This window comes from Streptomyces sp. NPDC107538 (genome assembly GCF_055657445.1).
In genome coordinates this window covers 248,160-272,641 of the sequence record NZ_JBVKAY010000002.1, presented here as the reverse complement: position 1 = coordinate 272,641, position 24,482 = coordinate 248,160, and the positions used below count along the sequence as shown (strand labels likewise).

The 24,482-nt window shown below is 71.9% G+C and carries 17 protein-coding genes; 12 read left to right on the top strand and 5 right to left on the bottom strand.

The genetic code is table 11. The annotated features are described in order from the left end of the window. Positions 1-19: 19 nt before the first annotated feature. Entirely contained in the window at positions 20-1,570 is a 1,551-nt protein-coding gene (locus tag ACZ7MG_RS07085) for an alpha/beta fold hydrolase (protein ID WP_471387667.1), read from the bottom strand. A 131-nt stretch (positions 1,571-1,701) separates the two neighbouring features. Beyond that, positions 1,702-4,536 carry a lysylphosphatidylglycerol synthase transmembrane domain-containing protein gene (locus tag ACZ7MG_RS07080; protein ID WP_471387664.1) on the bottom strand — a complete coding sequence of 945 codons (2,835 nt, stop codon included), beginning with the start codon at positions 4,534-4,536 and terminating at the stop codon, positions 1,702-1,704. A gap of 185 nt (positions 4,537-4,721) precedes the next feature. Here ACZ7MG_RS07080 and ACZ7MG_RS07075 point away from each other — a divergent pair, with 185 nt between their 5' ends. From ACZ7MG_RS07075 to nudC, 5 genes are all read left to right on the top strand, one after another. Next, complete coding sequence (locus ACZ7MG_RS07075) at positions 4,722-5,087, top strand: MGMT family protein (RefSeq protein ID WP_471387661.1); 366 nt, start codon at positions 4,722-4,724, stop codon at positions 5,085-5,087. 323 nt (positions 5,088-5,410) lie between these two features. Then, on the top strand, positions 5,411-8,794 hold the full coding sequence (locus ACZ7MG_RS07070) for an ATP-dependent helicase (RefSeq protein WP_471387659.1): 3,384 nt from the start codon (positions 5,411-5,413) through the stop codon (positions 8,792-8,794). Between the two features lie 57 nt (positions 8,795-8,851). Then, positions 8,852-12,364: a UvrD-helicase domain-containing protein gene (locus tag ACZ7MG_RS07065; protein WP_471387657.1), complete on the top strand. Its 3,513-nt coding sequence runs from the start codon at positions 8,852-8,854 to the stop codon at positions 12,362-12,364. Positions 12,365-12,374: 10 nt separating this feature from the next. Next, positions 12,375-13,778 carry a dipeptidase gene (locus ACZ7MG_RS07060; RefSeq protein WP_471387654.1) on the top strand — a complete coding sequence of 468 codons (1,404 nt, stop codon included), beginning with the start codon at positions 12,375-12,377 and terminating at the stop codon, positions 13,776-13,778. Positions 13,779-13,875: 97 nt separating this feature from the next. Next, positions 13,876-14,823, top strand: a complete 948-nt coding sequence (nudC, locus tag ACZ7MG_RS07055) for an NAD(+) diphosphatase (RefSeq protein ID WP_471387651.1) — start codon at positions 13,876-13,878, stop codon at positions 14,821-14,823. Between the two features lie 13 nt (positions 14,824-14,836). On the opposite strand, the gene ACZ7MG_RS07050 is transcribed toward nudC, so the two are convergent. Next, positions 14,837-15,079 (bottom strand): mycoredoxin, encoded by a 243-nt coding sequence (locus ACZ7MG_RS07050; protein WP_086758502.1) that lies wholly within the window; start codon positions 15,077-15,079, stop codon positions 14,837-14,839. Positions 15,080-15,297: 218 nt separating this feature from the next. Between ACZ7MG_RS07050 and ACZ7MG_RS07045 the strand changes: the two genes are divergently transcribed. The 5 genes from ACZ7MG_RS07045 to ACZ7MG_RS07025 all read left to right on the top strand — a co-directional run bounded on the left by ACZ7MG_RS07045 (position 15,298) and on the right by ACZ7MG_RS07025 (position 19,229). Continuing rightward, positions 15,298-17,520 carry an ATP-dependent DNA helicase UvrD2 gene (locus ACZ7MG_RS07045; protein ID WP_471387645.1) on the top strand — a complete coding sequence of 741 codons (2,223 nt, stop codon included), beginning with the start codon at positions 15,298-15,300 and terminating at the stop codon, positions 17,518-17,520. Between the two features lie 165 nt (positions 17,521-17,685). Beyond that, positions 17,686-18,009, top strand: a complete 324-nt coding sequence (locus ACZ7MG_RS07040) for a hypothetical protein (RefSeq protein ID WP_471387642.1) — start codon at positions 17,686-17,688, stop codon at positions 18,007-18,009. A gap of 173 nt (positions 18,010-18,182) precedes the next feature. Then, positions 18,183-18,551: a WhiB family transcriptional regulator gene (locus ACZ7MG_RS07035; RefSeq protein ID WP_005480495.1), complete on the top strand. Its 369-nt coding sequence runs from the start codon at positions 18,183-18,185 to the stop codon at positions 18,549-18,551. Further along, on the top strand, positions 18,548-18,871 hold the full coding sequence (locus tag ACZ7MG_RS07030) for a hypothetical protein (protein ID WP_371577022.1): 324 nt from the start codon (positions 18,548-18,550) through the stop codon (positions 18,869-18,871). Before ACZ7MG_RS07035 ends, ACZ7MG_RS07030 begins: the two co-directional genes overlap by 4 nt. A gap of 148 nt (positions 18,872-19,019) precedes the next feature. Next, a complete protein-coding gene (locus ACZ7MG_RS07025; protein WP_471387640.1) occupies positions 19,020-19,229 on the top strand; it encodes a hypothetical protein in 210 nt (69 codons plus the stop codon). 21 nt (positions 19,230-19,250) lie between these two features. Here ACZ7MG_RS07025 and ACZ7MG_RS07020 read toward each other — a convergent pair whose 3' ends face one another. Both ACZ7MG_RS07020 and ACZ7MG_RS07015 read right to left on the bottom strand, forming a co-directional pair. Continuing rightward, positions 19,251-20,606 carry an ABC1 kinase family protein gene (locus tag ACZ7MG_RS07020; protein WP_471387637.1) on the bottom strand — a complete coding sequence of 452 codons (1,356 nt, stop codon included), beginning with the start codon at positions 20,604-20,606 and terminating at the stop codon, positions 19,251-19,253. Continuing rightward, positions 20,599-21,864, bottom strand: a complete 1,266-nt coding sequence (locus ACZ7MG_RS07015) for a TOMM precursor leader peptide-binding protein (RefSeq protein WP_471388274.1) — start codon at positions 21,862-21,864, stop codon at positions 20,599-20,601. The genes ACZ7MG_RS07020 and ACZ7MG_RS07015 overlap by 8 nt, the downstream gene beginning before the upstream one ends. Before the next feature lie 218 nt (positions 21,865-22,082). Here ACZ7MG_RS07015 and ACZ7MG_RS07010 point away from each other — a divergent pair, with 218 nt between their 5' ends. Together ACZ7MG_RS07010 and ACZ7MG_RS07005 are read left to right on the top strand one after the other, a co-directional pair. Then, on the top strand, positions 22,083-22,679 hold the full coding sequence (locus ACZ7MG_RS07010; RefSeq protein ID WP_471387634.1) for a M48 metallopeptidase family protein: 597 nt from the start codon (positions 22,083-22,085) through the stop codon (positions 22,677-22,679). A gap of 169 nt (positions 22,680-22,848) precedes the next feature. Next, a complete protein-coding gene (locus ACZ7MG_RS07005) occupies positions 22,849-24,474 on the top strand; it encodes a TerD family protein (RefSeq protein ID WP_471387631.1) in 1,626 nt (541 codons plus the stop codon). Positions 24,475-24,482: the final 8 nt, after the last annotated feature.

Below are 24,482 nucleotides of genomic sequence, written 5' to 3'. Positions count from 1 at the left end.
AACGTTCTGACCTGCATGTTCACGAGCAGATCGTGCCGGACTTCGGTACCTTCCCCGTCAGCAGGTAACCGTCCACGGCCGTCTGCACGCAGGCATTGCCGCTGCCGTACGCACCATGCCCCTGCCCCCTGTACGTCAGCTCGACGCCGACTCCCGCCCCGAGCGCCTCGACCATCTTCCGCGCGCCCTCGTACGGTGTGGCCGGGTCGCCCGTGTTGCCGATCACGAGGATGGGCGCCGAGCCCGGAGCGCGCACGTCGGGATGGGCGGCCGCGCCGGCGACGGCCCAGTCGGTGCAGCTGAGCATGGCCCAGGCGAGCCATTCACCGAAGACGGGGGAGGCCGCCCGGAACTCGGCGAGCCTCGCCTCCACGTCCCCGGTGGTGTAGCGCGGCTTGTCGTCCGCGCAGTTGATGGAGACGTTCGCCGCGGTGATGTTGCTGTACTCGCCGTTCTCGCTGCGCCCGTTCAGCGAGTCGGACAGCAGCATCAGCACACTGCCGTCCCCGTCGTACGCCTGTTCAAGGCCCTCGGTCAGGTACTGCCAGAGGTCCTGGGAGTACAGGGCCTGCGCGATACCGGCTCTCGCCTCCGACTCGGTCAGGTCGCGGGGGAAGACTCCGCTGATCGGCTTGCGGTCGAGGTCGTCGAGCAGCTTGACGATCCGGTCCTCGACCTCCTGCCGGGTGTCGCCGACCGGGCAGTCCTCCACCTTCGACACACAGTCCCGGGCGTAGTTGTCGAGCGCCCGCTGAAAGCCCTTGGCCTGGCCGAGCGCCCCTTGCTCCGCGTTCTGGGTCGGGTCGACGACCGCGTCGAAGACGGCCCGTCCGACGTTCCCGGGGAACAGGTGGGCGTAGACGCCGCCGAGTTCGGTGCCGTACGAGAAGCCGAAGTAGTGGAGCCTGTCGTCGCCGAGCACCTGGCGCAGGAGGTCCATGTCGCGAGCCGCGTCCGTGGTGGGGACGTGCGGGAGGGTCTTGCCGGAGTTCTCGTCGCAGGAGGAGTTGAACGTCGTCGTGTTGTCGAGGAAGTCGTTCCGCTCCGCCGTGTCGTCCGGGGTCACGTCCTGCTGGAAGTACTCGTCGAGCGCCTCGTCGTCCTCGCACTCGACGCCGGCGCTGCGGCCGACGCCCCGTGGGTCGAAGCTCACCAGGTCGTAGCGGGTGCGCAGTCTCGCGTAGTCCTCGCCGAAGGAAGGGAGCGTCTTGACGCCCGAGAGGCCGGGGCCGCCGAAGTTGAAGACGAGCGAACCGATGCGCTGACTCCGGGAGCCGCTGGACCCGGCCCTGATCAGCGCGATGCCGATGGTGTCGCCCTCGGCATCGTCCCAGTCGAGGGGCGCCTTCATGGTCGCGCACTGCCAGACCTCGCCGTCCGGCAGCGGAGCGGGCGCGGTGCCGCCGCCCTGGGACTGGGACGGTGCCTCGCAGGTCTCCCAGCTCAGCTTCTGGGTCGTCAGGTCCCCGTCGTCGCCCTTGGCGTCGTCGCCACAGCCCGCCGCCGACAGGGTGAGCAGGACGGCGAGGGCGGTCATGACGGCGGCACGCGGTCGGGGCGAGGTGGGCATGCCCTCCATCCTGGAGGTGCCCGGGGCGACACGCTCGGGGCGCGAGCCGTGCGGGTGAGGCACGGGAAGCGCCGACACGCGCGCGTGGGCAGAGGGATCCCGGAAGGCGACCCACGCGCGCGGGGAACCTCCTAGAGCGCGCCCTTGCGGGACAACTGGTTGAAGGCCAGCCACCCCGGCAGCACGGGCAGCCACAGCGTCAGCAGGCGGTACAGCAGCACTGCCGGCGCGGCGACCTCCTTGGGGAGGCCGACGGCGATCAGACCCACTGTCAGGGTGGCCTCGACCGCGCCGACACCGCCCGGGGTCGGCGCCGCGGAACCGAGCGCGTTGCCCGCGAGGAACACCACGGCGACGCTGGCGATGCTGATCGACACGTCCTCGTTGCCGAAGGCGCGGATCGAGGCGTCCAGGCACATCACGAAGCAGCCGGTGAGGAGCAGCATGCCGCCGATGCCGGTGACCAGCTTCTGCGGCCGCTGCAGCACGTCGAGCATGCGCGGCACGACACCGGCGAAGAGTGACCGCACGCGCGTGACGACGAACTTGCGCAGGAACGGGATCGACGTCACCACCAGGACGAGTACCGCCACCGTCAACAGGCCCGCGATGACGGTGCGGGACGGCGACAGGGACGGCGTCTTCTCGGTGCCGGTCAGATAGCCGAAGGCGAGCAGCATCAGAATGTGACAGCCGAGCCCGAAGAGCTGCGACGCGCCGACACTCGCCACCGCGAGCCCCGGCCGCACCCCCGCACGCTGCAGGAAGCGGGTGTTGAGCGCCACACCGCCCACCGCGGCCGGTGCGACGATCTTGACGAACGAGCCGGCGACCTGGGCCCCGATCGTCCGAAGGAACGGCACCCGCTCCGGTACGAAGCCCAGCAGGCTCATCGCCGCCGCGACATAGCTCAGCGCGGAGAAGAACACGGCCGCGGCGACCCAGCCCCACTCGGCGTTCTCGATCAGCGGTCCGAACTCGATGTGGGTGAGCTGGGTCAGCAGGAAGTACGCGCCGATCGCGCCGGCGATGAGACTGATCAGGGTGCGCGGCTTGACCCGCTCCAGCCGGGCCGGTTCGACCGGTGCCTGGGGCCGGATCAGCAGCACCTGGTGGCGGATCTGGGTGAGCAGATCCTCCTCGCGGGCCTCCTCCAGTGCCTCGTCGATCGCCCGTTTCTCGGCCCGCTGCTCGGCCCGTACGGCCTTCTTGTCGGCCTTGTTGGGCTCGGCGGCCTTGGTGTGCTCCTCCGCGCGGGCCTGCTTGGCCAGGTGGGACGCCTCCAGGACAGCCTCGCGCTCGCGTTCGGCGCGCTCCCGGGCCAGCCTGCGCAGGGTCGCGCGCGTGGAGCGCGAGAGGGCGATGGGCTGCAGCATCGGCAGACAGTCGGCCACCGCGTCGGGGCCGAGGACGCTCACCGCCGAGGCCACCGCGCGCTCGGCCCCCACACGCAGACCCAGGGTCGTCAGCAGCTGGGAGACGTCCATGCGCAGCACCAGATCGCCGGCCGCGATCTCGCCGACCCGCAGATCGGTGAGGATCACCGTGCCGGAACGATCCACCAGAATCGCGTCACCCACCAGCCGGCGGTGCGCGATGCGCCGCGACTGCAGTGCCTTCACCTGGTGCCAGGTGTCCGACATCAGCTCGTCGGTGACCTCGTCGTCCGCCAGGGAGTCCAGGGTGTGGCCGCCGGTGTGCTCGTAGACGAGCATCACGGCGTCCGGTCCGAGTTCGGAGGTCGCGATCAGCTTGGGCGCGTTGGCTCCGGCCGCGATGGCCGCGTACGCGAGGAGGGCCTCCTGCTCCAGGGCCTGGCGCAGCGACTGCAGGCTGCGGCGCGTGGTGATGCCGCGCAGCGTCAGCCGCCGCCAGACGCGGTAGAAGAAGCCCTGCGCCTGCTGCTCCCGGTCGACGACGGTGACGTCCAGGGGTGGGCCGTCCTCCAACGTCACGAAGTACCGGCGGCCCCGGTCCCCGACCTCCGCCGTCTCCGGGATCTCCTCGCGGGCGGCGCTGACCGGCTTGAAGCCGACTCGTCGGAGGCCGGCCATCAGGGTCCGGCCGGTCGGGCGTACGTTCGGGGAGCCGACCGCGTACAGCGTGCCGTAGGCGACGGTCCAGCCGATCAGCACCGTCAGGATGATCGAGAACGGTGTGGTGTAGCCGGTGACCAGCATCGAGAAGGCGTCCAGCAGCAGCACGATCCACAGCACGGCCCGCCAGCGCGGTCTGCGGGACATGCCGACGGCGGTCATGTACGCGATGACCGGCGCCAGATAGCCGTGCACCGGGTCGGTGAGGGCGTGGATGTCGCCGGGGGAGGGCTGGGTGAGGGCCTCCTGGATCGAGTCCGGGGCGGCCCTGGCGACCCACAGGTCGGTCGCCAGTGTCACCCCGTGTGCCAGGACCGCCGCGAGCACGCCGTCGGCGATGCGCAGCCCGTCCCGCTTGATCAGCCGTTCGATCGCGAAGGCGACCGGTACCAGCAGGATCGCGATGCTCGACCCGAGACCCGCGAGCTTGATCAGAAGATCCGGTGCCTGTCCCGTGCCCTTGTTGATGTCCTGTTCGAGCCCGGAGGTGGTGCCGTGGGCGAACGCGGCGATCGCCAGCAGGACGATGATCCCGAGGATGCCGACCGACAGCCGCATGAGGTCGGAAGGACGGTGCACGCGCGCGGGGAGCAGCGGTTCGTCGCCCTCGACCTCCTCGGCGTGTGCCTCACCGAGGTCGTCCTCGTCCCGCTCGACCTGCGGCTTCTCGTTCTCGTCCGCCATGGGGGAGGAGTTTTCGGCCGAGGACGGGGACGGGGACGGCGAGGGTGACGGGGAGGACGGGGCCGTGCCGGAGGCCGGCTTCGAGACGTCGTCGGTGCCCTTGTCGCTCCCCTGGGAGGCGTTCGGGCGCGACGAGGCGCCAGAGGTGCCCGACGCGTCATCGGGTTGCACGCTCTGCTGCTTCATCGTCTCTTCTTGGTCTCGTATCACCGGTCACCGCCCGCACGATGGTGGCATGCCGGGTGGGCACACAGGGGCATCAGGGTGCAATGCGGGGGCGCACAGTCTGCCCGAAGACCGCCCCCGGAGCGAGGGACGCACGCGGCGGCCACCACGTCCCATTGTCGGTGGGGTGCGGCAGGATGGGGCGGATGAGCGAGGAGAGCCTTCCGGCGGACGCCCTGCCGGAGTACGCGGAGCGGGTCCTCGAGGTCACCGACCTGATCCCGCCGGGGCGGGTCATGACGTACGGGGACGTCGCCGAATGGCTGGGGGAGGGCGGCCCGCGCCAGGTGGGCCGTGTGATGGCCCTCTACGGGGGCGCGGTTCCGTGGTGGCGGGTCGTCCGCGCGGACGGCGTGCTGCTGTCCGGTCACGAACTGAGAGCCCTGAACCACTACCGCGCGGAGGGCACGCCCCTGCGCGAGGCGGGCCGCTCCGCCGAGGGACATGTGCCGCGTCTCGACATGAGACGGGCGCGCTGGGACGGCGAAGGGCGCGCGGAGGGGCCCACCTGACGGCCTCCGGCATCCCACGGACCTCGGTGCGCGCCCTGCTCCGTGCGCCACTGCTCCGTACGGGGGAAGAGGGGCACGTCGGCGGCATGCCGTACGTTCGTGGGGCACGGGAGGCGCGGGCCGCGCGGGTCGGGAGGGAACAAGGGGAAGCCCTGCTTCCGTACCGCCGGTCGGCGTAGCGTCGGCTGCGCGTGTCCCTCTCACCCCGTGGCCACCGCCCTCGACGAGCGGTGGGCCTCGCACCCGTTTCCCGACCACCCCTCGACGTCGGCGCACCGCGTCGGCAGTGACATCTCGCACACCCACCAGGACCGGCGAACCACGTGAGCTCCTCTTTCTCCACCAGGCGCCTGTCGCACACCCAGGTGCGACAGGGGAGCCGTGGCGCTTACCGACTGGTGCGTACGCCACCGGCCCGGACGGACCCCCCTCGTCTGGACGCCGAGCAGCGCGGCGTGGTTGACCACGAGAGGGGCCCTCTCCTCGTCCTCGCGGGGCCGGGCACCGGGAAGACGACCACGCTGGTCGAGTCCGTGGCGGCCCGCGTCGCTCGCGGGGGGGACCCCGCGCGCGTGCTGGTCCTGACCTTCAGCCGCAAGGCTGCCGTGGAACTGCGCGACCGCATGGCCCTGCGCATGGGCGCCCCGCGCGCGCCGCAGGCCACGACCTTCCACTCGTTCTGCTACGCGCTGGTCCGCGCCCACCAGGACAGCGACCTGTTCGTCGAACCCCTGCGGCTGCTGTCAGGTCCCGAACAGGACGTGGCGGTCCGGGAGCTGCTCGCCGGCCAGCCCGACCTGGAGCGCCTGGGCCTCGCCCATGTGCGCTGGCCGGACGAACTGCGCGCCTGCCTGACCACGCGCGGGTTCGCCGACGAGGTCCGCGCGGTCCTCGCCCGCAGCCGTGAACTGGGCCTGGCGCCCGAGGAACTGCGGGCCTTCGCCGAGCGCATCGGCCGCCCGGACTGGCTCGCGGCCTCCGCCTTCCTCGCCGAGTACCTCGACGTCCTCGATCTGCAGGGAGTGCTCGACTACGCGGAACTGGTCCATCGCGCGGTACTCCTCGCCGACCGCCCCGGTGTCGCCGAGCGGCTGGCGGCCCAGTACGACGCGGTCTACGTCGACGAGTACCAGGACACCGACCCCGCCCAGGTCCGGCTGCTGAGGGCCCTCGCGGGCGGTGGCCGCACCCTGGTGGCCTTCGGCGACCCCGACCAGTCGATCTACACCTTCCGGGGCGCCGACGTGAACGGCATCCTGGAGTTCCCGGCGGCTTTCCCGCGCGCGGACGGCCGCCCGGCCCCGGTCGCGGTCCTCAGGCACTCCCGCCGCTCGGGAGCGGACCTGCTCGCCGCCACGCGTCTGCTCACCCAGCGCATGCCGCTCACCCGCCTCCCGGCGGAGAAGGTACGGGCCCACCGTGAGCTGAGGCCGGTACGGGACGGGGGGCGCGTCGAGGTCCATACGTACCCGACGCCGGGCACCGAGCTGGACAACATCGCGGACGTCCTGCGCCGAGCCCATCTGGAGGACGGTGTCCCCTGGAGCGAGATGGCCGTCCTGGTGCGCGCTGGCGCCCGCACGATCCCCTCGATCCGGCGCGCCCTCACCGCCGCGGGTGTCCCCCTGGAGATCGACGGCGACGACCTCCCGCTGCGCCACGAGCCGGCCGTGCAGCCCCTCCTGACGGCACTGCGCGCGGTGGCGCGGGCGGAGCTGGGGGAGGCGCCTCCAACGGCCTCGACGCCCCCGACGGCCTCGGTAGAGGCCACCGACGCGTCTGCCAGCGGGCCCGAGCCGCCCGCCGCGCCTGACACGTCCGACGTGCGGCTCTCCTGGCTCGACACCGAGACCGCGCTCGACCTGCTCGCCTCCCCCCTCGCGGGCATGGACACCGCCGATCTGCGGCGCCTCGGCCGCGCGCTGCGCGAGGAGGAACGGGCCGGCGGCAACGCCGTCCCGCCGCCCTCGGACGAACTGCTCGCACGCGCGCTGGCGGAGCCGGAGCGCCTGGTGGCGCACGACCCGGTGTACGCGCGGGGCGCGCAACGCCTCGGCGCGCTGCTGCGCAAGGCCCGCGAACGGCTCGCGGGCGGCGGTACGGCCGAGGAGGCGCTGTGGGAGCTGTGGGACGGCACACCGTGGCCCAGGCGCCTGGAGCGGGCCGCCCGGCGCGGTGGCGCGGCCGGACGTAACGCCGACCGTGACCTCGACGCCGTGTGTGCGCTGTTCGCCACGGCGGCACGTGCGGAGGAGCGCACCGGCGGCCTCGGCGCCCTCAACTTCCTGGCGGAGATCGAGGCCGAGGACATCGCCGCCGACACGCTCACCGGACGGGCCGTGCGCCCCGACGCCGTGCGCCTGATGACCGCGCACCGCTCCAAAGGCCTGCAATGGCGCCTGGTCGTCGTCGCGGGCGTCCAGGAGGGCCTGTGGCCGGACCTGCGCCGGCGCGGCTCGCTCCTGGAGGCCGACCGCATCGGCCGCGACGGTCTCGCCGAACCGCTCACCCCGGGCGCACTGCTGGCGGAAGAACGCCGTCTCTTCTACGTGGCCGCCACGCGCGCGCGTGAACGCCTCGTCGTGACCGCGGTGAAGGCCCCGGCCGACGACGGCGACCAGCCCTCTCGCTTCCTCACCGAACTCGGCGTCGAGCCCAAGGACGTCACCGGCCGCCCCCGCCGCCCGCTGTCCGTGGCCGCCCTGGTCGCCGAACTGCGCGCCACGACGGTGGACCCGCGCGTGTCCGACGGTCTGCGCGAGGCCGCCGCCCTGCGCCTGGCCCGGCTGGCCGCGCTCAGCGACGAGGACGACCGTCCGCTGGTGCCGTCGGCGCACCCGTACCGCTGGTGGGGCATGTACGAGCCCACCGAGAGCAAGGTGCCGCTCAGGAACCGCGACCAGCCCGTCGTGCTGTCCGGCAGCGCCCTCGACCAGCTCGCCAACACCTGCGCCCTGCAGTGGTTCCTGGGCCGTGAGGTGAAGGCCGACGCGCCCGCGACCGCCGCCCAGGGCTTCGGCAACGTCGTCCACGTCCTCGCCGACGAGGTCGCCTCCGGGCGCACCCCCGCCGACCTCGACGTCCTCATGGAACGCCTCGACTCCGTGTGGAACGCGCTCGCCTTCGACGCGCCCTGGAAGTCGGAGCAGGAGAAGCAGCACGCGCGCGTGGCGCTCGAACGCTTCCTGAAGTGGCATGTGATGGACCGCACCGGGCGGACCTCGGTGGCCAGCGAGCACGACTTCGAGGTCACCCTCGAAGCGGGCGAGTACGAGGTGCGCATCCGGGGTTCCATGGACCGTGTCGAGGCCGACACCGAGGGCCGCGCGTACGTCGTCGACTTCAAGACGGGCAAGCAGGCCGTGAGTTCCGCCGAGGTGACCCGTCATCCCCAGCTCGCGGTGTACCAGCTGGCGGTCCGCGAGGGAGCCGTCGACGAGCCCTTCGGCGGGGCCCGGCCCGAACCCGGCGGTGCCGAACTCGTCCAGCTGCGACAGGGCGCCGCGAAGAAGAACGGCGGCGAGACCGTCCCCAAGGTGCAGGCCCAGGAACCCCTGGAAGGGGAGTGGGTCGGAGACCTCCTGGCGACGGCCGCGGGCAAGGTCCTGGACGAACGTTTCTCCCCAACCGCCGGACAACACTGTGCACACTGCGCGTTCCGGGCATCGTGCAGTGCGCGCCCGGAGGGCCGTCACGTGGTCGAGTGACCCGGCCCGCAGGGTGGCCGGCGCCCGCTGTCAGTGGCCGGCGCTAGCCTCTCTGGAATGTCCGCCCGTATCAGCGACCCCGAGCAGCTCAAGGAGCTCCTCGGCATCCCGTTCACCCCGGAGCAGACGGCCTGCATCGTCGCGCCGCCGGCCCCGCAGGTGATCGTGGCGGGAGCCGGGTCGGGGAAGACCACGGTGATGGCCGCGCGCGTGGTGTGGCTGGTCGGCACCGGGCAGGTCGCCCCCGAACAGGTGCTCGGCCTGACCTTTACCAACAAGGCGGCGGGCGAACTCGCCGAGCGCGTGCGCAAGGCCCTGGTCAGGGCGGGCATCACCGACCCCGACGTGATCGACCCGGACAACCCGCCCGGCGAGCCGGTCATCTCCACCTACCACGCCTTCGCGGGCCGCCTCCTGACCGACCACGGCCTGCGCATCGGCCTGGAACCCACCTCCCGCCTCCTCGCCGACGCCACCCGCTACCAGCTCGCCGCACGCGTGCTGAGGGAGTCCCCGGGCCCGTACCCGGCGCTGACCCGCTCCTTCCCGGACCTGGTCAGCGACCTCCTGACCCTCGACTCCGAACTCGCCGAGCACCTCGTACGCCCCGAGGACCTGCGCGCGTACGACGCCGAACTGCTGCGCGAACTGGAGGGCGCCAAGCTCACCAACGCGGACCTCCGCAAGGTCCCCGAGGCGGCCGCGGCCCGGCGCGAACTCACCGAACTGGTGGGCCGCTACCGCGCTGCCAAGCGTGAGCGGGACCTCCTCGACTTCGGCGACCAGATCGCCCTGTCCGCCGGCCTCGCCCGGCTCCCCGAGGTGGGGCGCGTCCTGCGGGACGAGTTCCGGGTGGTCCTGCTCGACGAGTACCAGGACACCTCGGTGGCCCAACGCGTCCTGCTGGCGGGCCTGTTCGGCGGCGGCACCGGCCACCCCGTGACCGCCGTCGGCGACCCCTGCCAGGCCATCTACGGCTGGCGTGGCGCCTCCGTCGCCAACCTCGACGACTTCCCCGAGCACTTCGCCCACCCCGACGGCCGCCCCGCGACCCGTCAGGCGCTCAGTGAGAACCGCCGCAGCGGCGGCCGGCTCCTCGACCTCGCCAACGGCCTCGCGGAGCCCCTGAGGGCCATGCACGCGGGCGTGGAGGCCCTCCGGCCCGCCCCGGGCGCCGAACGCGACGGAGTGGTCCGCTGCGCCCTGCTCAACACCCACGCCGAGGAACTCGACTGGATCGCCGACTCGATCGCCCACCTCGTGCGCACCGGCAAGGAACCCGGCGAGATCGCGGTCCTGTGCCGCACGGCGGGCGACTTCGCCGAAATCCAGGGTGCGCTCGTCGCCCGTGACATCCCGGTCGAGGTCGTCGGTCTCTCCGGGCTGCTCCACCTCCCCGAGGTCGCCGACCTTGTTGCCGTCTGCGAGGTCCTCCAGGACCCCGGTGCCAACGCCTCCCTAGTCCGCCTCCTCACCGGACCGCGCTGGCGGATCGGCCCGCGCGACCTCGCCCTCCTGGGGCGCCGGGCCCGACTGCTGGTGTCCCACGCGCGCGTGGACGGCGACGACGACCCCGACCGGCGGCTCGCCGCGGCCGTCGAGGGCGTCGACCCGTCCGAGGTGATCTCGCTCGCGGACGCGCTGGACACGTTCCTGGAACTGCCGCTCGCAGCGGAGGCGGAGGACGACGGACTGCCGTTCTCACCGGACGCGCGCGTGCGGTTCGCCCGCCTCGCCGCCGAACTGCGCGACCTGCGCCGTTCCCTCGCCGACCCGCTCATGGACGTCCTCCACCGGGTACTCACCGTCACCGGCCTGGAAGTCGAACTCTCCGCGTCCCCGCACGCGCTCGCCGCCCGCCGCCGCGAGACCCTGTCCAACTTCCTGGACATCGCCGCCTCATTCGCCGCCAACAGCGCCGGTGAGGCCACCCTCCTCGCCTTCCTCGCCTTCCTGCGTACGGCCGCCCAGTACGAGAAGGGCCTCGACAACGCCCTGCCGGGCGGCGAGAACACCGTCAAGGTCCTCACCGCCCACAAGTCCAAGGGCCTGGAGTGGGACGTCGTCGCCGTCCCCGGCCTGGTCACCGGTACCTTCCCCAGCACCCAGGGGCGTGAGAAGTGGACCGCCCAGGGCAAGGTCCTGCCGCACGAACTGCGCGGCGACGCCGACACCCTTCCCGACGTCGAGGCCTGGGACTCCCGCGGTCTGAAGGCCTTCCAGGAAGCCATGAAGGACCACCAGCACACCGAGGAACTCCGCCTCGGCTACGTGACCTTCACCCGTCCCCGCTCCCTGCTTCTCGGCTCCGGCCACTGGTGGGGCCCGTCCCAGAAGCGCCCGCGCGGGCCGTCCGACTTCCTCACGGCCCTCCACGACCACTGCGCCGCCGGACACGGCGAGATCGAGGCCTGGGCCGACGCACCCGAGGAGGACGCCGAGAACCCCGCCCTCCAGGAGGCGGCCGCCGACCACGCCTGGCCCCTGCCGCTCGACGACACGGCCCTGCTGCGCCGCCGCGCCGCCGCGGCGACCGTACTGGCCCATCTGGACAGCGCCGCGTCCCACGACGACACGCATGCGGGCGCCGTCGACTTGGACGCCCCGGACGGCGTCCCCATCGGGGACGACTTCGAGGATGACACCGGCGACTGGGACTCCTGGTCGGCGGACCGTCCCGCACAGGCCCCCCACGCGCGCGTGGACCCCGTGCCGGACCCGCGCGCACCAGCCGTGCCGCACGCCCGCAGGCACCCCGCCGCGTCCGGCCTCAGCCCCGAGGAAGCGCGCACCGTCGCCTCGTGGGACCGCGACCTGGACGCCCTCACCGGAGAGCTCATGCGGGCCCGCGCCAAGGTCACCGACGTACCCCTGCCGGCCTCGCTGACCGCCTCCCAGCTGATGCGGCTGGCCGCCGATCCGGACGGCTTCGCGCAGGAACTCGCGCGCCCCATGCCCCGGCCTCCACAGCCCGCCGCACGGCGTGGCACCCGATTCCACGCCTGGGTCGAGGCACGCTTCGAGGAGCTGCGGCTGCCCATGCTGGATCCCGACGACCTGCCCGGCAGCGAGGCCGAGATCGCCGACGAACGGGACCTGGAGGCCCTCAAGGAGGCATTCGCCCGCACTCCGTACGCGCACCGCACACCCCACCGCGTCGAGGCACCGTTCCAACTCGGCATCGCCGGACGCGTCGTGCGCGGCCGCATCGACGCCGTCTACCGGGAGCGCGACGGCGACGGGACGACGAGGTACGAGATCGTCGACTGGAAGACCAGCCGCACCCGCACCGCCGACCCGCTCCAACTCGCCGTCTACCGGCTCGCCTGGGCCGAGCAACAGGGCGTGCCCCTGGAGACCGTCGGGGCGACCTTCCTCTACGTCCGCACGGGGGACGTCGTACGGCCCACGAACCTCCCCGACCGGGAGGCACTGGAGCGGCTGCTCTCGGAGGAGCCCGGCGGTGGTGCGGGAGCGGATACGACGGGAGAGGAGCCGGAGCCGTCGGCGTACGGGCAGGAGGCGTTCACGGACGAACCGCCGGACGAGCATGTCGGCGCGGGCCTATAGGCTCGTGAGCATGAGCGAGACCCCGGACAGCGTCGTCCGTACGTACATAGCGGACCACCGTGCCGCCTTCCTCGACGACCTCGTGGAATGGCTGCGCATCCCGTCGGTCTCGGCCCAGCCCGAGCACGCGACGGACGTACGACGCAGCGCCGACTGGCTGGCCGCCAAGCTCAAGGAGACCGGTTTTCCCACGGCCGAGGTCTGGGAGACACCGGGCGCTCCCGCCGTCTTCGCGGAGTGGCCCTCCACGGACGCCGACGCCCCCACCGTTCTGGTGTACGGGCACCACGACGTACAGCCCGCCGCTCTCGCGGACGGCTGGGACACCGAGCCGTTCGAGCCGGTGATCCGCGGAAACCGTCTCCACGCGCGCGGGGCGGCCGACGACAAGGGCCAGGTGTTCTTCCACACACTCGGCGTCCGCGCCCACCTCGCCGCGACCGGCCGCACCGCCCCGGCCGTCCATCTGAAGATGCTGATCGAGGGCGAGGAGGAGTCGGGCTCCCCGCACTTCCGCGCGCTCGTCGAGGAGCACGCCGAGCGGCTCGCCGCCGACGCGGTCGTCGTCTCCGACACCGGCATGTGGGCCGAGGACACCCCCACCGTGTGCACCGGCATGCGCGGCCTCGCCGAGTGCGAGATCCATCTGTACGGCCCCGACCAGGACATCCACTCCGGCTCCTTCGGCGGCGCCGTACCGAACCCGGCCACCGAGGTCGCCCGTCTCGTCGCCGCCCTGCACGACGAGCACGCGCGCGTGGCGATCCCCGGCTTCTACGACGGCATCACCGAGCTCACCGACCGCGAGCGCGAACTCCTCGCCGAACTCCCCTTCGACGAGGAGAGATGGCTGCGCACGGCCAGGTCGACGGCGACGCACGGCGAGGCCGGGCACACCACCCTGGAGCGCGTCTGGGCCCGCCCGACCGCCGAGGTTAACGGCATCGGCGGCGGCTACCAGGGCGCGGGAAGCAAGACGATCATCCCGTCCTCGGCCATGGTGAAGCTGTCCTTCCGCCTGGTCGCCGGTCAGGACCCGGACCACATCCGGAAGGCCGTCACCGCCTGGGCCGCGGAGCGGATCCCCGCCGGGATCCGCCACGAGATCACGTTCAGCGGCTCCACACGCCCCTGTCTGACACCGCTGGACCACCCCGCTCTGCGGTCGCTCGTACGGGCCATGGGCCGTGCCTTCGAGCAGCCGGTCCGCTACACGCGCGAGGGCGGCTCCGGCCCCGCCGCCGACCTCCAGGAAGTCCTCGACGCACCCGTGCTCTTCCTGGGCATCTCCGTCCCGTCCGACGGCTGGCACGCCCCCAACGAGAAGGTCGAACTCGATCTGCTCCTCAAAGGCGTCGAGACCAGTGCCTACCTCTGGGGCGAACTGGCTCGAAACAACCGCGAGGCACACTGAAGAAGGCCCCCGTCCGCCCCAGCGCACCCGCCCGCCGCACGCCCCGCCGAACCGCCCGCCCCAATCAACCGTTTCACCGGGGGAGTTGGAAGCACCCGTGACCACCTGGACCGACCACACCGCCGACCGACCCATCGCGCTCACCGCCCCCAACGGCATCGACCGGGCCGCCCACCACCGGCTCGACGAGGCCTGGCTCGCGGCGGCGTGGAGCCACCCCACGACCCGCTGCTTCGTGGTCTCCGGCGGCCAGGTACTCATCGACGAGACCCCGGACGGCACCACCGAACTCGTCATGACCCCGTCCTTCGAGGCGCCGCTCACCGAGGCGCACCGCTACTTCCTGGGCACCGACGCCGACGGTGTGAGCTATTTCGCACTCCAGAAGGACGCGCTCCCCGGCCGCATGGACCAGTCCGCGCGCCCGGCCGGACTGCGCGAGGCGGGCATGCTGCTGTCACCGCGCGACACGGGCCTCATGGTGCACGCGGTCGGTCTGGAGAACTGGCAGCGCACCCACCGCTTCTGCTCCCGCTGCGGCGAGCGCACGGTCATCGCGGCCGCCGGCCACATCCGCCGCTGCCAGGCCTGCGGCGCCGAGCACTACCCGCGTACCGACCCGGCGGTGATCATGGGGGTCACGGACGACGAGGACCGCATCCTGCTCGGCCGCCAGGTGCACTGGCCCGAGGGCCGCTTCTCCACCCTGGCGGGCTTCGTGGAGCCCGGTGAGTCCATCGAACAGTCCGTGCGCCGCGAGGTGTACGAGGAGGTCGGCATCACCGTCGGCCAGGTCGAGTACATCGCCAGCCAGCCCTGGCCCTTCCCCTCCAGCCTCATGCTGGGCTTCATGGCCCGCGCCACCTCGACCACCGTGCAGGTCGACGGCGACGAGATCCACGAGGCCCGCTGGTTCTCCCGGGAAGAGCTGCGGGCCGCGTTCGAGTCCGGGGAGGTCCTGCCTCCCTACGGCATCTCGATCGCGGCCCGACTGATCGAACTCTGGTACGGCAAGCCCCTGCCGACGCGAAGCCACATCGGCTAGGGACCCGCCGCGGTTACGCGCCGATCTTCTGCTTGACCTGCGCCAGCGAGGGGTTCGTGAGCGTCGAACCGTCCGGGAAGAGGACGGTGGGGACCGTCTGGTTCCCGCCGTTCGCCTTCTCCACGAACGCGGCGGACTCCGGGTCGTGCTCGATGTTGATCTCGTTGTACGTGATGCCCTCGCGGTCCATCTGGCTCTTCAGCCGACGGCAGTAGCCGCACCACGTGGTGCTGTACATCGTCACAGTGCCCGGCATGTCCCTGGCGCTCCTTCACGGTCTGAGGGGTGCTTGGTCGCAGTGAGTGGAACGTACGCGACACGCCCGCCATTCCCTTGCGCGGGTGGCGTCCACCACCGCGCCCCCTGCGTCCGGCGCACCGGAACACACCCGCACCTGCCGCATTAGTACGACTGCGAGTGCCTGCCTGTGGACAACTTGCCCAGCCGTCTCCGGCGACCTGGCAGCATGGCCATGTGACAGCAGCAACGCACTCCACCCTCTTCCCGCGGGTCCCCGACTCGGCCGACGCGGTGCTCGAAGGGCTCGACCCCGAGCAGCGCGCGGTGGCGACCGCCCTGCGCGGGCCGGTGTGCGTGCTGGCGGGCGCCGGCACGGGCAAGACCCGGGCGATCACCCACCGGATCGCCTACGGCGTCCGTGCCGGGATCCTCCAGCCCGCCAGCGTCCTGGCCGTCACCTTCACCAACCGCGCCGCCGGGGAGATGCGCGGCCGGCTCCGCCAGCTCGGCGCCGCCGGAGTCCAGGCCCGGACGTTCCACTCGGCCGCGCTGCGCCAGCTCCAGTACTTCTGGCCGAAGGCCGTCGGCGGCGGCATGCCACGCATCGTCGACCGCAAGATCCAACTCGTCGCGGACGCGGCCGCCGCCTGCCGCATCCGTCTCGATCGCAACGAACTCCGCGACACCGCGGCCGAGATCGAGTGGTCCAAGGTCACCCGGACCGTCCCCGCCGACTACGCCGCCGCCACCGCCAAGCACGGCCGCGAGGCCCCCCGCGACCCGGCCGAGATCGCCCAGATCTACGCGACGTACGAGGACCTCAAGCGGGAGCGGGCCGTCATCGACTTCGAGGACGTCCTCCTGCTCACGGTCGGTATCCTCCAGGACCGCCACGACATCGCCGAGCAGGTCCGCTCCCAGTACCAGCACTTCGTGGTCGACGAGTACCAGGACGTCAGCCCCCTCCAGCAGCGCCTGCTGGAGCTGTGGCTCGGCGACCGGGACGACCTGTGCGTCGTGGGCGACGCCAGCCAGACGATCTATTCGTTCACCGGCGCAACTCCCGACCATCTGCTCGACTTCCGTCACCGCCACCCCGGGGCCACCGTCGTCAAGCTCGTCCGTGACTACCGCTCCACCCCACAGGTCGTCCACCTCGCCAACGGCCTGCTCTCCCAGGCCCGCGGCCGTGCCGCCGACCACCGACTCGAACTGATCTCCCAGCGCCCGGCGGGCCCGGAGCCCCGCTACACCGAGTACACGGACGAGCCCGCCGAAGCCGAGGGCGCCGCCCGCCGTATCCGCGACCTCATCGCCTCCGGCGTCCCCGCGAGCGAGATCGCCGTCCTGTTCCGGACGAACTCCCAGTCCGAGACCTACGAGCAGGCCCTCGCGGACGCCGGAGTGCCCTACCAACTGCGCGGTGCGGAACGGTTCTTCGACCGCCCCGAGGTGCGCAAGGCGTGGGCCTCGCTGAGAGCGGCGGCCCGCTTCGGGGGCAACGACACCCTCCTTGAGGACACCGTCGACCTTCCCTCACAGGTACGGGCCGTGCTGTCCGGCGAGGGGTGGACCGGTGAACCGCCGGCGGGCTCCGGCGCGGTCAGGGAGCGCTGGGAATCACTGGCGGCCCTGGTGAACCTGGCCCAGGACTTCGCCGCCGCCAGGCCCGAGGCCACCTTGGGCGACCTGGTGGCGGAGCTCGACGAACGGGCGGGCGCCCAGCACGCCCCGACCGTCCAGGGCGTCACCCTCGCCTCGCTGCACTCCGCGAAGGGCCTGGAGTGGGATGTCGTCTTCCTGGTCGGTGTCGCCGAGGGCATGATGCCGATCACCTACGCGAGAACGGACGAACAGATCGAGGAGGAGAGACGACTCCTCTACGTGGGCGTCACCCGCGCCCGCGAACAGCTCTCCGTCTCCTGGGCCCTGTCCCGATCGCCCGGCAGCCGCCCCAACCGCCGCCCCAGCCGCTTCCTCAACGGTCTGCGCCCCGGATCCACCGCCACGACGGGCCGGACTGGCACAGGTGGCTCCGGGGGCGTCGAGCGGGGCACGGCGGGCGGCCGTACGGGTGACCTCGCGGGCGGCGGCACCGAGGCGGCCCCACGCCGCACCAGCCGGACGCCGGCCCGCTGCCGAGTCTGCGGACGCACCCTGCGGGATGCCGGTGACATGAAGCTGATGCGCTGCGAGGACTGCCCCTCCGACATGGACGAGGGACTCTACGAGCGACTGCGCGAGTGGCGCGCGGTCCAGGCGCGGCGCAGTGGACAACCCGACTTCTGCGTCTTCACCGACCGGACGCTGATGGCGATCGCGGAAGCGGGGCCGAGCACTCCGGTTGAGCTCGGTCGTATCGCCGGTGTCCGTGCCCGCAAGTTGCAGCGCTACGGCGCCGATGTTCTCGACATCTGTGCAGGTCGGGAGCCCGGGTACGAGGACGAGAACGACTGATACGAACTCGTCGAAAAAATAGTTTGCGCATGCCCCGGCAATCCCCATAGGTTCTTAGGCACGAGAGCAGGCGGCCTTCTCGAAGGCCCCGGTTTCGTGATGTACTTCATATCCGTCGGATTGGTTCGCGCCGGTCCCCATAGACGCCGAGAGGAGGCGAGTCCAGTGATCAGCATCGACACCAGCTTCACCAGCACGGTCAAAATGACCGATCGCTCGGCCGTCTCCCTGTGCTTGCTCGGCGTCTCGAACCTGGGCACCGGTCTGTCCGCCATCAGTGGCGGCCGTCCGGCGTCCTCCGTGTCTCTGGCGGGTCTTCCCGTCCGTGAGCGCAATGAGCGACCGACCAAGGCACTGGAAGCAGCAGTAACGGCACAGGCTCAGGCCTATGCCTTCGCGGCGGCCGGTGCCGGATTCCGGAAGCAGACGACGCAGCACCACCTGATGTGGGCCTTCCGTGGGCCTGAACCCTGGAGTGATCCAGCCTGATCGACGATCAGGCCGGCGCCTTCAGGGCCGCGGAACCCCATCCGGGATCCGCGGCCCTTCTGTTTGTCCCCGACCGGGGACTGCAGAGCGAAGGGGCCTCGGGACAAGAAAAGAACCCGGTACCAGCCGCCACCGGCCAACAGGCCGGAACGACCAGACGAGGAAGACGAACCGTGCAACTCGAAGCGCACGCCCCGTCCGTACCGCCTTCCGAAACGATCCCCCCGCCCGGCCTCACGGAGGACTCCACCTTGACCCCGCTCACCGCGCTCACCGCGCTCGACGACGCCATCGAGAACCTCGGCGTACCCGTCCCCTGCCGCTCCTACGACCCGGAGGTCTTCTTCGCCGAGTCGCCGGCCGATGTCGAGTACGCCAAGTCCCTCTGCCGCACCTGCCCGCTGATGGAGGCCTGCCTCGCCGGCGCCAAGGAGCGGCGTGAGCCCTGGGGCGTCTGGGGTGGCGAGCTCTTCGTCCAGGGTGTGGTCGTGGCCCGCAAGCGGCCCCGTGGTCGCCCGCGCAAGAACCCGGTCACGGCATGAACATCACCGGAACGATCGACCGCCCCCTCACGCACGATCCCAAGAAGCAGGCCCCGATGAAGCCGTCCACGAGTGAGCCCGTCGGCTCCGCGACTCCAGACTTCACCACCACCGGCGCGAACGCCTCGCGTCAGAACAGGACCCGAGAGATGCATCTCATGCCAGAAGCCCTGGCTCGTGCGCATATGCACGAGCGCCTGCACCAGGCGGAGCAGGAACGCCGGGCCATGCGCCTGGCGGTCGCCCGCCGGATGCAGCGCCGGGCCGAGCGCGCGTCGATGCGCGCCCGCCGTGCGCTCGCCATGGCGGTCATGCAGTAGCCGTTCCGCGGCAACCGGCATGATCCGGCCTGGACAGGCACAGCACCACCGTCCGTAGTGGCTCCCCGCGGGGGCCGGTCCGAAGGGACCGGCCCCCGCGGTGCGTGGTGGCCACGAAAACCGCCGAGGGCGGCGTTATCGTCGCCGGGTGACGAGTCTTTTCGGGGACAGCGACAGCGGCGGCCCCGGCGCGGAACCCCAGACCCTCATGTGCGCCCGCTGCGGCATCACCGCGGACGCCCCGCAACCCCTGTGGATCTGCTCCGTGGAGAACGGCGCGCGGCACTACTTCTGCACCACCTGCGCCAGGGAGAACCTTCGGGCGATCGAGGGCAGGGTGGACTCGGCCTGGTGGTGAACCCGCCCCCGCTCCGACCCCTCACGCCTCGGCGGCCGACTCGCCCTCCTCCTCTTCCCACACGAAGCCCGGCAGCCACTCCTCCAACTCGTCGCGCATACGGACCGTCGCGCCGAGCTGGCACAGCACACCGATGGTGCTCAGCGTCACCCGGTGGATGAGGAGATACGACGGGGGCAGGTTCAGCTGCTTGCCCAACTGGTGGGCGGGGGAGCGGGGGTCGGCGATCCGGGCGGCCTGGCTGCGCATCCAGCCACGGGCGAAGGTGAACTCGTCCGCCCGGACCGGTTCGATGATGGGACGCAGATAGTCGAGGACCGCGTCCGGGTCGAGGTCTATCGACTCCTTCACGAAGCCTTCCGCGCGGAGCATGTCGTAGACGGCCTCCGCCTCGCCGTCGATCGTCAGCCGCAGGGCGTCACCGATCGGGCTCGGCAGGCCGCCCGGCAGCCGGTCCACCGTGCCGAAGTCGAGGACGCCGAGGCGCCAGCCGCCCTTCTCGTCCGGCAGGAGACGGAAATTGCCCGGATGCGGGTCTGCGTGCAGCAGGCCGGTACGGGCCGGGCCCGAGAAGAGGAAGCGGGTCAGCAGCTGGCCCGCCCGGTCGCGCTGCTCCTGGGAGCCGTCGGTGATGATCTCGGAGAGAGGGGTGCCCTCCATCCACTCGGTCACCAGCACCTGATCGCACTGGTGCACCACGGCCGGCACCACGACATCGGGGTCGTCCGCGAACTCCTCCGCGTGCGCCTGCTGGGCCTGGGCCTCCAGGCCGTAGTCGAGCTCTTCGGAGACCCGGTCCCGCAGCTCCGCGATGAGCGGCTTGATGTCCATCCCGGGGATCAGCGGACCCAGCAGCCGAGCGAACCGGCTGAGCTGGCCGAGGTCGGAGAGAAGCGCCTCGCCCGCGCCCGGGTACTGCACCTTCACGGCGACCGCACGGCCGTCGTGCCACACCGCGCGGTGCACCTGGCCGATCGACGCCGCCGCGGCCGGTTTCTCCTCGAACTCCAGGAACAGCTCCTGCCAGTTCTCTCCGACGCGCTCCTCCAGTACGGCGTGCACCGTGCGGGTCGGCATCGGGGGCGCCGCGTCCTGAAGCTTCGTCAGGGCCGCGCGATAGGGGCCCGCGACCTCCTCGGGGAGCGCCGACTCGAAGACGGACAGGGCCTGCCCGAACTTCATCGCGCCGCCCTTCAGCTCGCCCAGGACCTTGAACAGCTGCTCCGCCGTGCGCTGCTGGAGTTCGCGGCCCACGAGATCCGCCGACTCGCCGACGATCCGCTTGCCGAGTCCCCAGGTGGCCCGGCCTGCGATGCCGAGCGGAAGCGCGGCGAGCTTGGCGGTCCGGGTGACCGCCTTCCGGGGAAGATCAGACATGCGCCCTCCAAGTCCCAGCAGGCCGTGCCGCGTGTGCCGTGCGGGACAACCTCGTTGACCGCTGATGCCCCGCCATTGTCTCGCGCGCCTCCCCGTCCTTTGCGGTGTGTTCCCCGTTACCTTTCCCGGCCGTGCCGTTTTCAGCGGCTGCGCAGGAACATCCCGGGTGGGGCCACACCGGACGCGGGTGCCAGTCGAACCCCGGTACCGAGACCTCCCAGCGGGCGCCCGCGCTGGACGGCGTCCGCCCGTCGAGGAACGCGAGCGCATGCCCGGCGGCCAGCCCCGCGACGGTCGTCGCCAACGTCAGATCGCAGGCCTCGAACGGGTGTGGGCGTCCGGACCGCCACTGTGCCACCAGCCGAGGCCAGGTCTCGTCGCGGTCGGCACGGCTCTGTTCGAGACAGCCCGCGCAGCCCGTCTCACCGGGCAGCACCAGGGGGCCGACCACGCCCGTCCCCTCCACCACGCCTGCGTACAGGTGGGGTGTGCCCGAGGCGATCAGCGGTTCGGCGGCCGCGGGCTTGGGGGCGTGGACCTCGACACCGTCCCGTGGGGCGAGGATCACCAGCGAGAAGCCGGGCTCCTCACGGAGGCGGTCGGTCGCCACCTCGTCGGTCGGCTCGGCCGGCCGCTGGGGACCACGGCGGCGTCGCGGGGGTCGGTCGGGGGCCGCGTGGCGAGCGGCGCGGCGGGCCGCCATGTCCCTGCGCTCGCCGATCGACTCCGTCGGCAGACCGCCCGGCGTCACGTCCCATGGCTCGACCCGGCCGACGTCGCGTACGTCGATCTCGCCGACACCGGCCGCCGACAGCAGCGAGGCGAGCACCGCCCCCACCCGACCGGCGCCCCGAACCTGCACTCTCAGTGACCGGCGGCTCGCCAGACGCTTCATGGCATCGCCGGGCTCGGGCGCGCTCAGGGACAGCGTGGCCGCGTCCGGACGCAGCCGGTCGAGGACCCCCGGTTTGGCGCGCAGGTCGTCCGCGGCAGGGCCGCCGCCCGTCGCGTCGTCCAGCAGACCGGACCGGGACAGGCGGTCCACCAGACCGTCCACATGTCCGTCCGGCAGACCCATGCGACGCCCCTCGTCACGTAGGAGCGGCAGCCCGCGGGTGCCGTCGAGCAGGGCGAGGAAACTGCCTGTCGCCGTGTCCATCGGGCCCAGCACCATGGCGTGCGCCGGCGCCAGACCGAACTGCACGGTGTTGAGATCCCGCCAGCCGCGCCGGAGCGCGGGCTTCACCATCGGATGCATCATCGGCCCCCGTAGCCAGAGATTGGTCCTCGTTCACCGACGGCGCCAGTGCCTGGTCCGCCGACGGGTGCCAGCATGCACGGACCGCGACGAAGCGTGTCGAGAGTTGTCCACAGGCGACGCCGTTCGTCGTACAAATCAGGCGCTCGGAGTGCGGATCGATATCGAACCCTCCCGGAGGCGGGACTTCTCCCGTGTGCAGCGGGTAACGTCGGGGCGTGCCCGCCGACCCACTGCACCGCGCCGGAAAGCCACAGCGCAGCACGACGAGCCAGCCGCCGAGCGGCTCGCGGTCGAGCGCGATCGAGGTCCGCAGGAGCGCGCGGCGGCGCAGAACGGTCTCCGCGTACCGCGAGGGCGATCGCACCGTCGTGCTCATCCCCGCGCGGATGTCCGAGGCGGAGGAGCAGCGCTGGGTGACGGTCATGCTCGACAAGCTGGCCGCGCAGGAAAGCAAACGGCGTCTCGGCGACACCGAACTCGCGGAGCGTGCCGCCCGGCTCTCGGACCAGTACTTCGACGGTCGCGCCCGGCCCGCCTCGGTCCGCTGGGTCACCAACCAGAACACCCGCTGGGGCTCGTGCACCCCCGCGGAGGGCAGCATCCGCCTCTCGCACCGGCTGCAGGGCATGCCCGAGTACGTCGTCGACTACGTCCTCCTCCATGAACTCGCCCACCTGCTCGTACCCGGTCACGGGCCGCGTTTCTGGGAGCTGTTGGAGGCCTATCCGCGCACCGAGCGGGCACGCGGCTACCTCGAAGGGGTGGTCGCCGCCGACCGGCTGCCGCAGCTGCCGGCCGAGCGCGACGAATGACGCGTCACCGGCATCCCACGCGCGCGTGCGCGTTTGTGGGTCCGGTGACCGAAGTCGCGCTTTTGTACCGGCTCTGTACCAGCCTCGTACGTCCCCGGACTTTGCGGTTAGCCTGACGCGACGCACTCGCAGGCGCACGCACTTTCGGGATGGGGGACGGTCGTTACGCATGGCCAGGGAATTCCAACGCGGCCACAAGGCCAAGATCAGTGACCTCACCGCGGGTACGGATCTGTACGTGGGTGTACAGATCTCCGCCCCCGGGCTGAGCTTCGACATCAGCTGCTTCGGTCTGGACGCCGACGAACGGCTCTCGGACGACCGCTACTTCGTCTTCTTCAACCAGCCGAAGACCCCCGAGGAGTCGATCCAGCTCCTGGGTGCCCAGTCGGGTGACACGGAGTCCTTCCGCGTCACGCTCGACAAGATCCCGCCGCAGATCCAGAAGCTGTCCTTCACGGCGACGATCGACGGCAACGGGCAGATGTCGCAGATCGCACCCGGATACGTCCGTATCGTCGCGGGCGGCGAGGAAGTGGCCCGGTACCCGTTCGACGGCTCGGAGTTCTCCACCGAGCGCGCCGTGATGCTGGGCGACTTCTACCTCAAGGACGTGTGGCGGTTCGCGGCCGTCGGACAGGGCTTCGACGGCGGACTCGACGCACTGCTGAAGAACTTCGGCGGCGAGGTCGCCGAGGAGGAGCCCGCCGCCGCACCGCAGCAGCCGCAGGCCGACGCCGCGCCCGGCTTCGCCCCACCCGCCTTCGGCGCGCCGCCCGCTCCCGCCGCCCCGGTGCCCGCACCCGCCCCGGAGCCCGCGCAGCCGTTCGCGCCCCCGGCGCCCTCACCCTCCGTGCACGCCGCGCCGACCATCGCCGCGCCCCTGCACACCCCGCCCGGCGGTACCGTCCCGCCTCCGGCCCCGCCCGCACCGCAGGGCGGCCCCTTCACCCCGCCCGGCGCACCGCCGCAAGGTGGGCCTTTCACGCCGCCCGGCGCACCGCCCCAGGGTGGGCCCTTCACCCCTCCGGGCGCTCCGCAGGGCGGCCCGTTCACGCCTCCCGGCGCTCCCGGCGCGTTCCCCGGACAGGCGCAGCCCTTCGGCGGCGGCACGCAGCTCGCGCCCGTGCCTCCGGAGGCGGGACTGCGGGTCGTCCTGACGAAGTACTCCGAGGCACCCGTCGGTGACCGCTGGACAGAGCAGAACCCCCAGCTGGTGCGGACGACGCTCACCAAGGGCGCCAACATCCTCGCCAAGCAGGGCAGCATGGTCGCCTACCAGGGCGACATCGACTTCGCTCACAAGGGGTCGGGCCTGCTCGGCAAGTTGACGGGTCAGCTCACCGGCCAGGGCATGGCCCTGATGCGCTGTTCCGGAGACGGCGAGGTGTTCCTCGCGGACGAGGGCAGCCACCTCTTCGTGATCCGCCTGGAGAACGAGCAGCTCTACACCAGCGCGCGCGGAGTGCTCGCCTTCGACGAGTCACTGGACACCGAGATCCGTCGTATCGAGGGCGCCGGCCTGCCCGGCGGCGGCCTGTTCAGCATGCTCTTCTCCGGCACGGGAGCGGTCGTCGTCAAGACGCGCGGCATTCCCGTCGTGCTCCCCGTCGGCCCGGCCACCTACGTCGACGGCAACGCCGTCATCGCCTGGTCCGCCGGCGCCCAGGCCGTCACCACGACCTCGCTCAGGCTGCGCCGTTCCGGGTACGCCCGGCAGACCCAGGAGGCCATCAACCTCCAGTTCCGCGGCGCCCCCGGCAACTTCGTCGTCGTCCAGCCCTTCGAGGTGTGAGGCAGAGC

What these genes read in the sequence shown, in the direction of transcription:
- ACZ7MG_RS07085 (WP_471387667.1), bottom strand. Translation starts at nt 1,570, where the DNA reads ATGCCCACCTCGCCCCGACCGCGTGCCGCCGTCATGACCGCCCTCGCC.
- ACZ7MG_RS07050 (WP_086758502.1), bottom strand. Translation starts at nt 15,079, where the DNA reads ATGCCGGGCACTGTGACGATGTACAGCACCACGTGGTGCGGCTACTGC.
- ACZ7MG_RS07060 (WP_471387654.1), top strand. Translation starts at nt 12,375, where the DNA reads ATGAGCGAGACCCCGGACAGCGTCGTCCGTACGTACATAGCGGACCAC.
- ACZ7MG_RS07065 (WP_471387657.1), top strand. Translation starts at nt 8,852, where the DNA reads ATGTCCGCCCGTATCAGCGACCCCGAGCAGCTCAAGGAGCTCCTCGGC.
- ACZ7MG_RS07075 (WP_471387661.1), top strand. Translation starts at nt 4,722, where the DNA reads ATGAGCGAGGAGAGCCTTCCGGCGGACGCCCTGCCGGAGTACGCGGAG.
- ACZ7MG_RS07015 (WP_471388274.1), bottom strand. Translation starts at nt 21,864, where the DNA reads ATGCATCCGATGGTGAAGCCCGCGCTCCGGCGCGGCTGGCGGGATCTC.
- ACZ7MG_RS07030 (WP_371577022.1), top strand. Translation starts at nt 18,548, where the DNA reads ATGAACATCACCGGAACGATCGACCGCCCCCTCACGCACGATCCCAAG.
- ACZ7MG_RS07080 (WP_471387664.1), bottom strand. Translation starts at nt 4,536, where the DNA reads ATGAAGCAGCAGAGCGTGCAACCCGATGACGCGTCGGGCACCTCTGGC.
- ACZ7MG_RS07005 (WP_471387631.1), top strand. Translation starts at nt 22,849, where the DNA reads ATGGCCAGGGAATTCCAACGCGGCCACAAGGCCAAGATCAGTGACCTC.
- ACZ7MG_RS07020 (WP_471387637.1), bottom strand. Translation starts at nt 20,606, where the DNA reads ATGTCTGATCTTCCCCGGAAGGCGGTCACCCGGACCGCCAAGCTCGCC.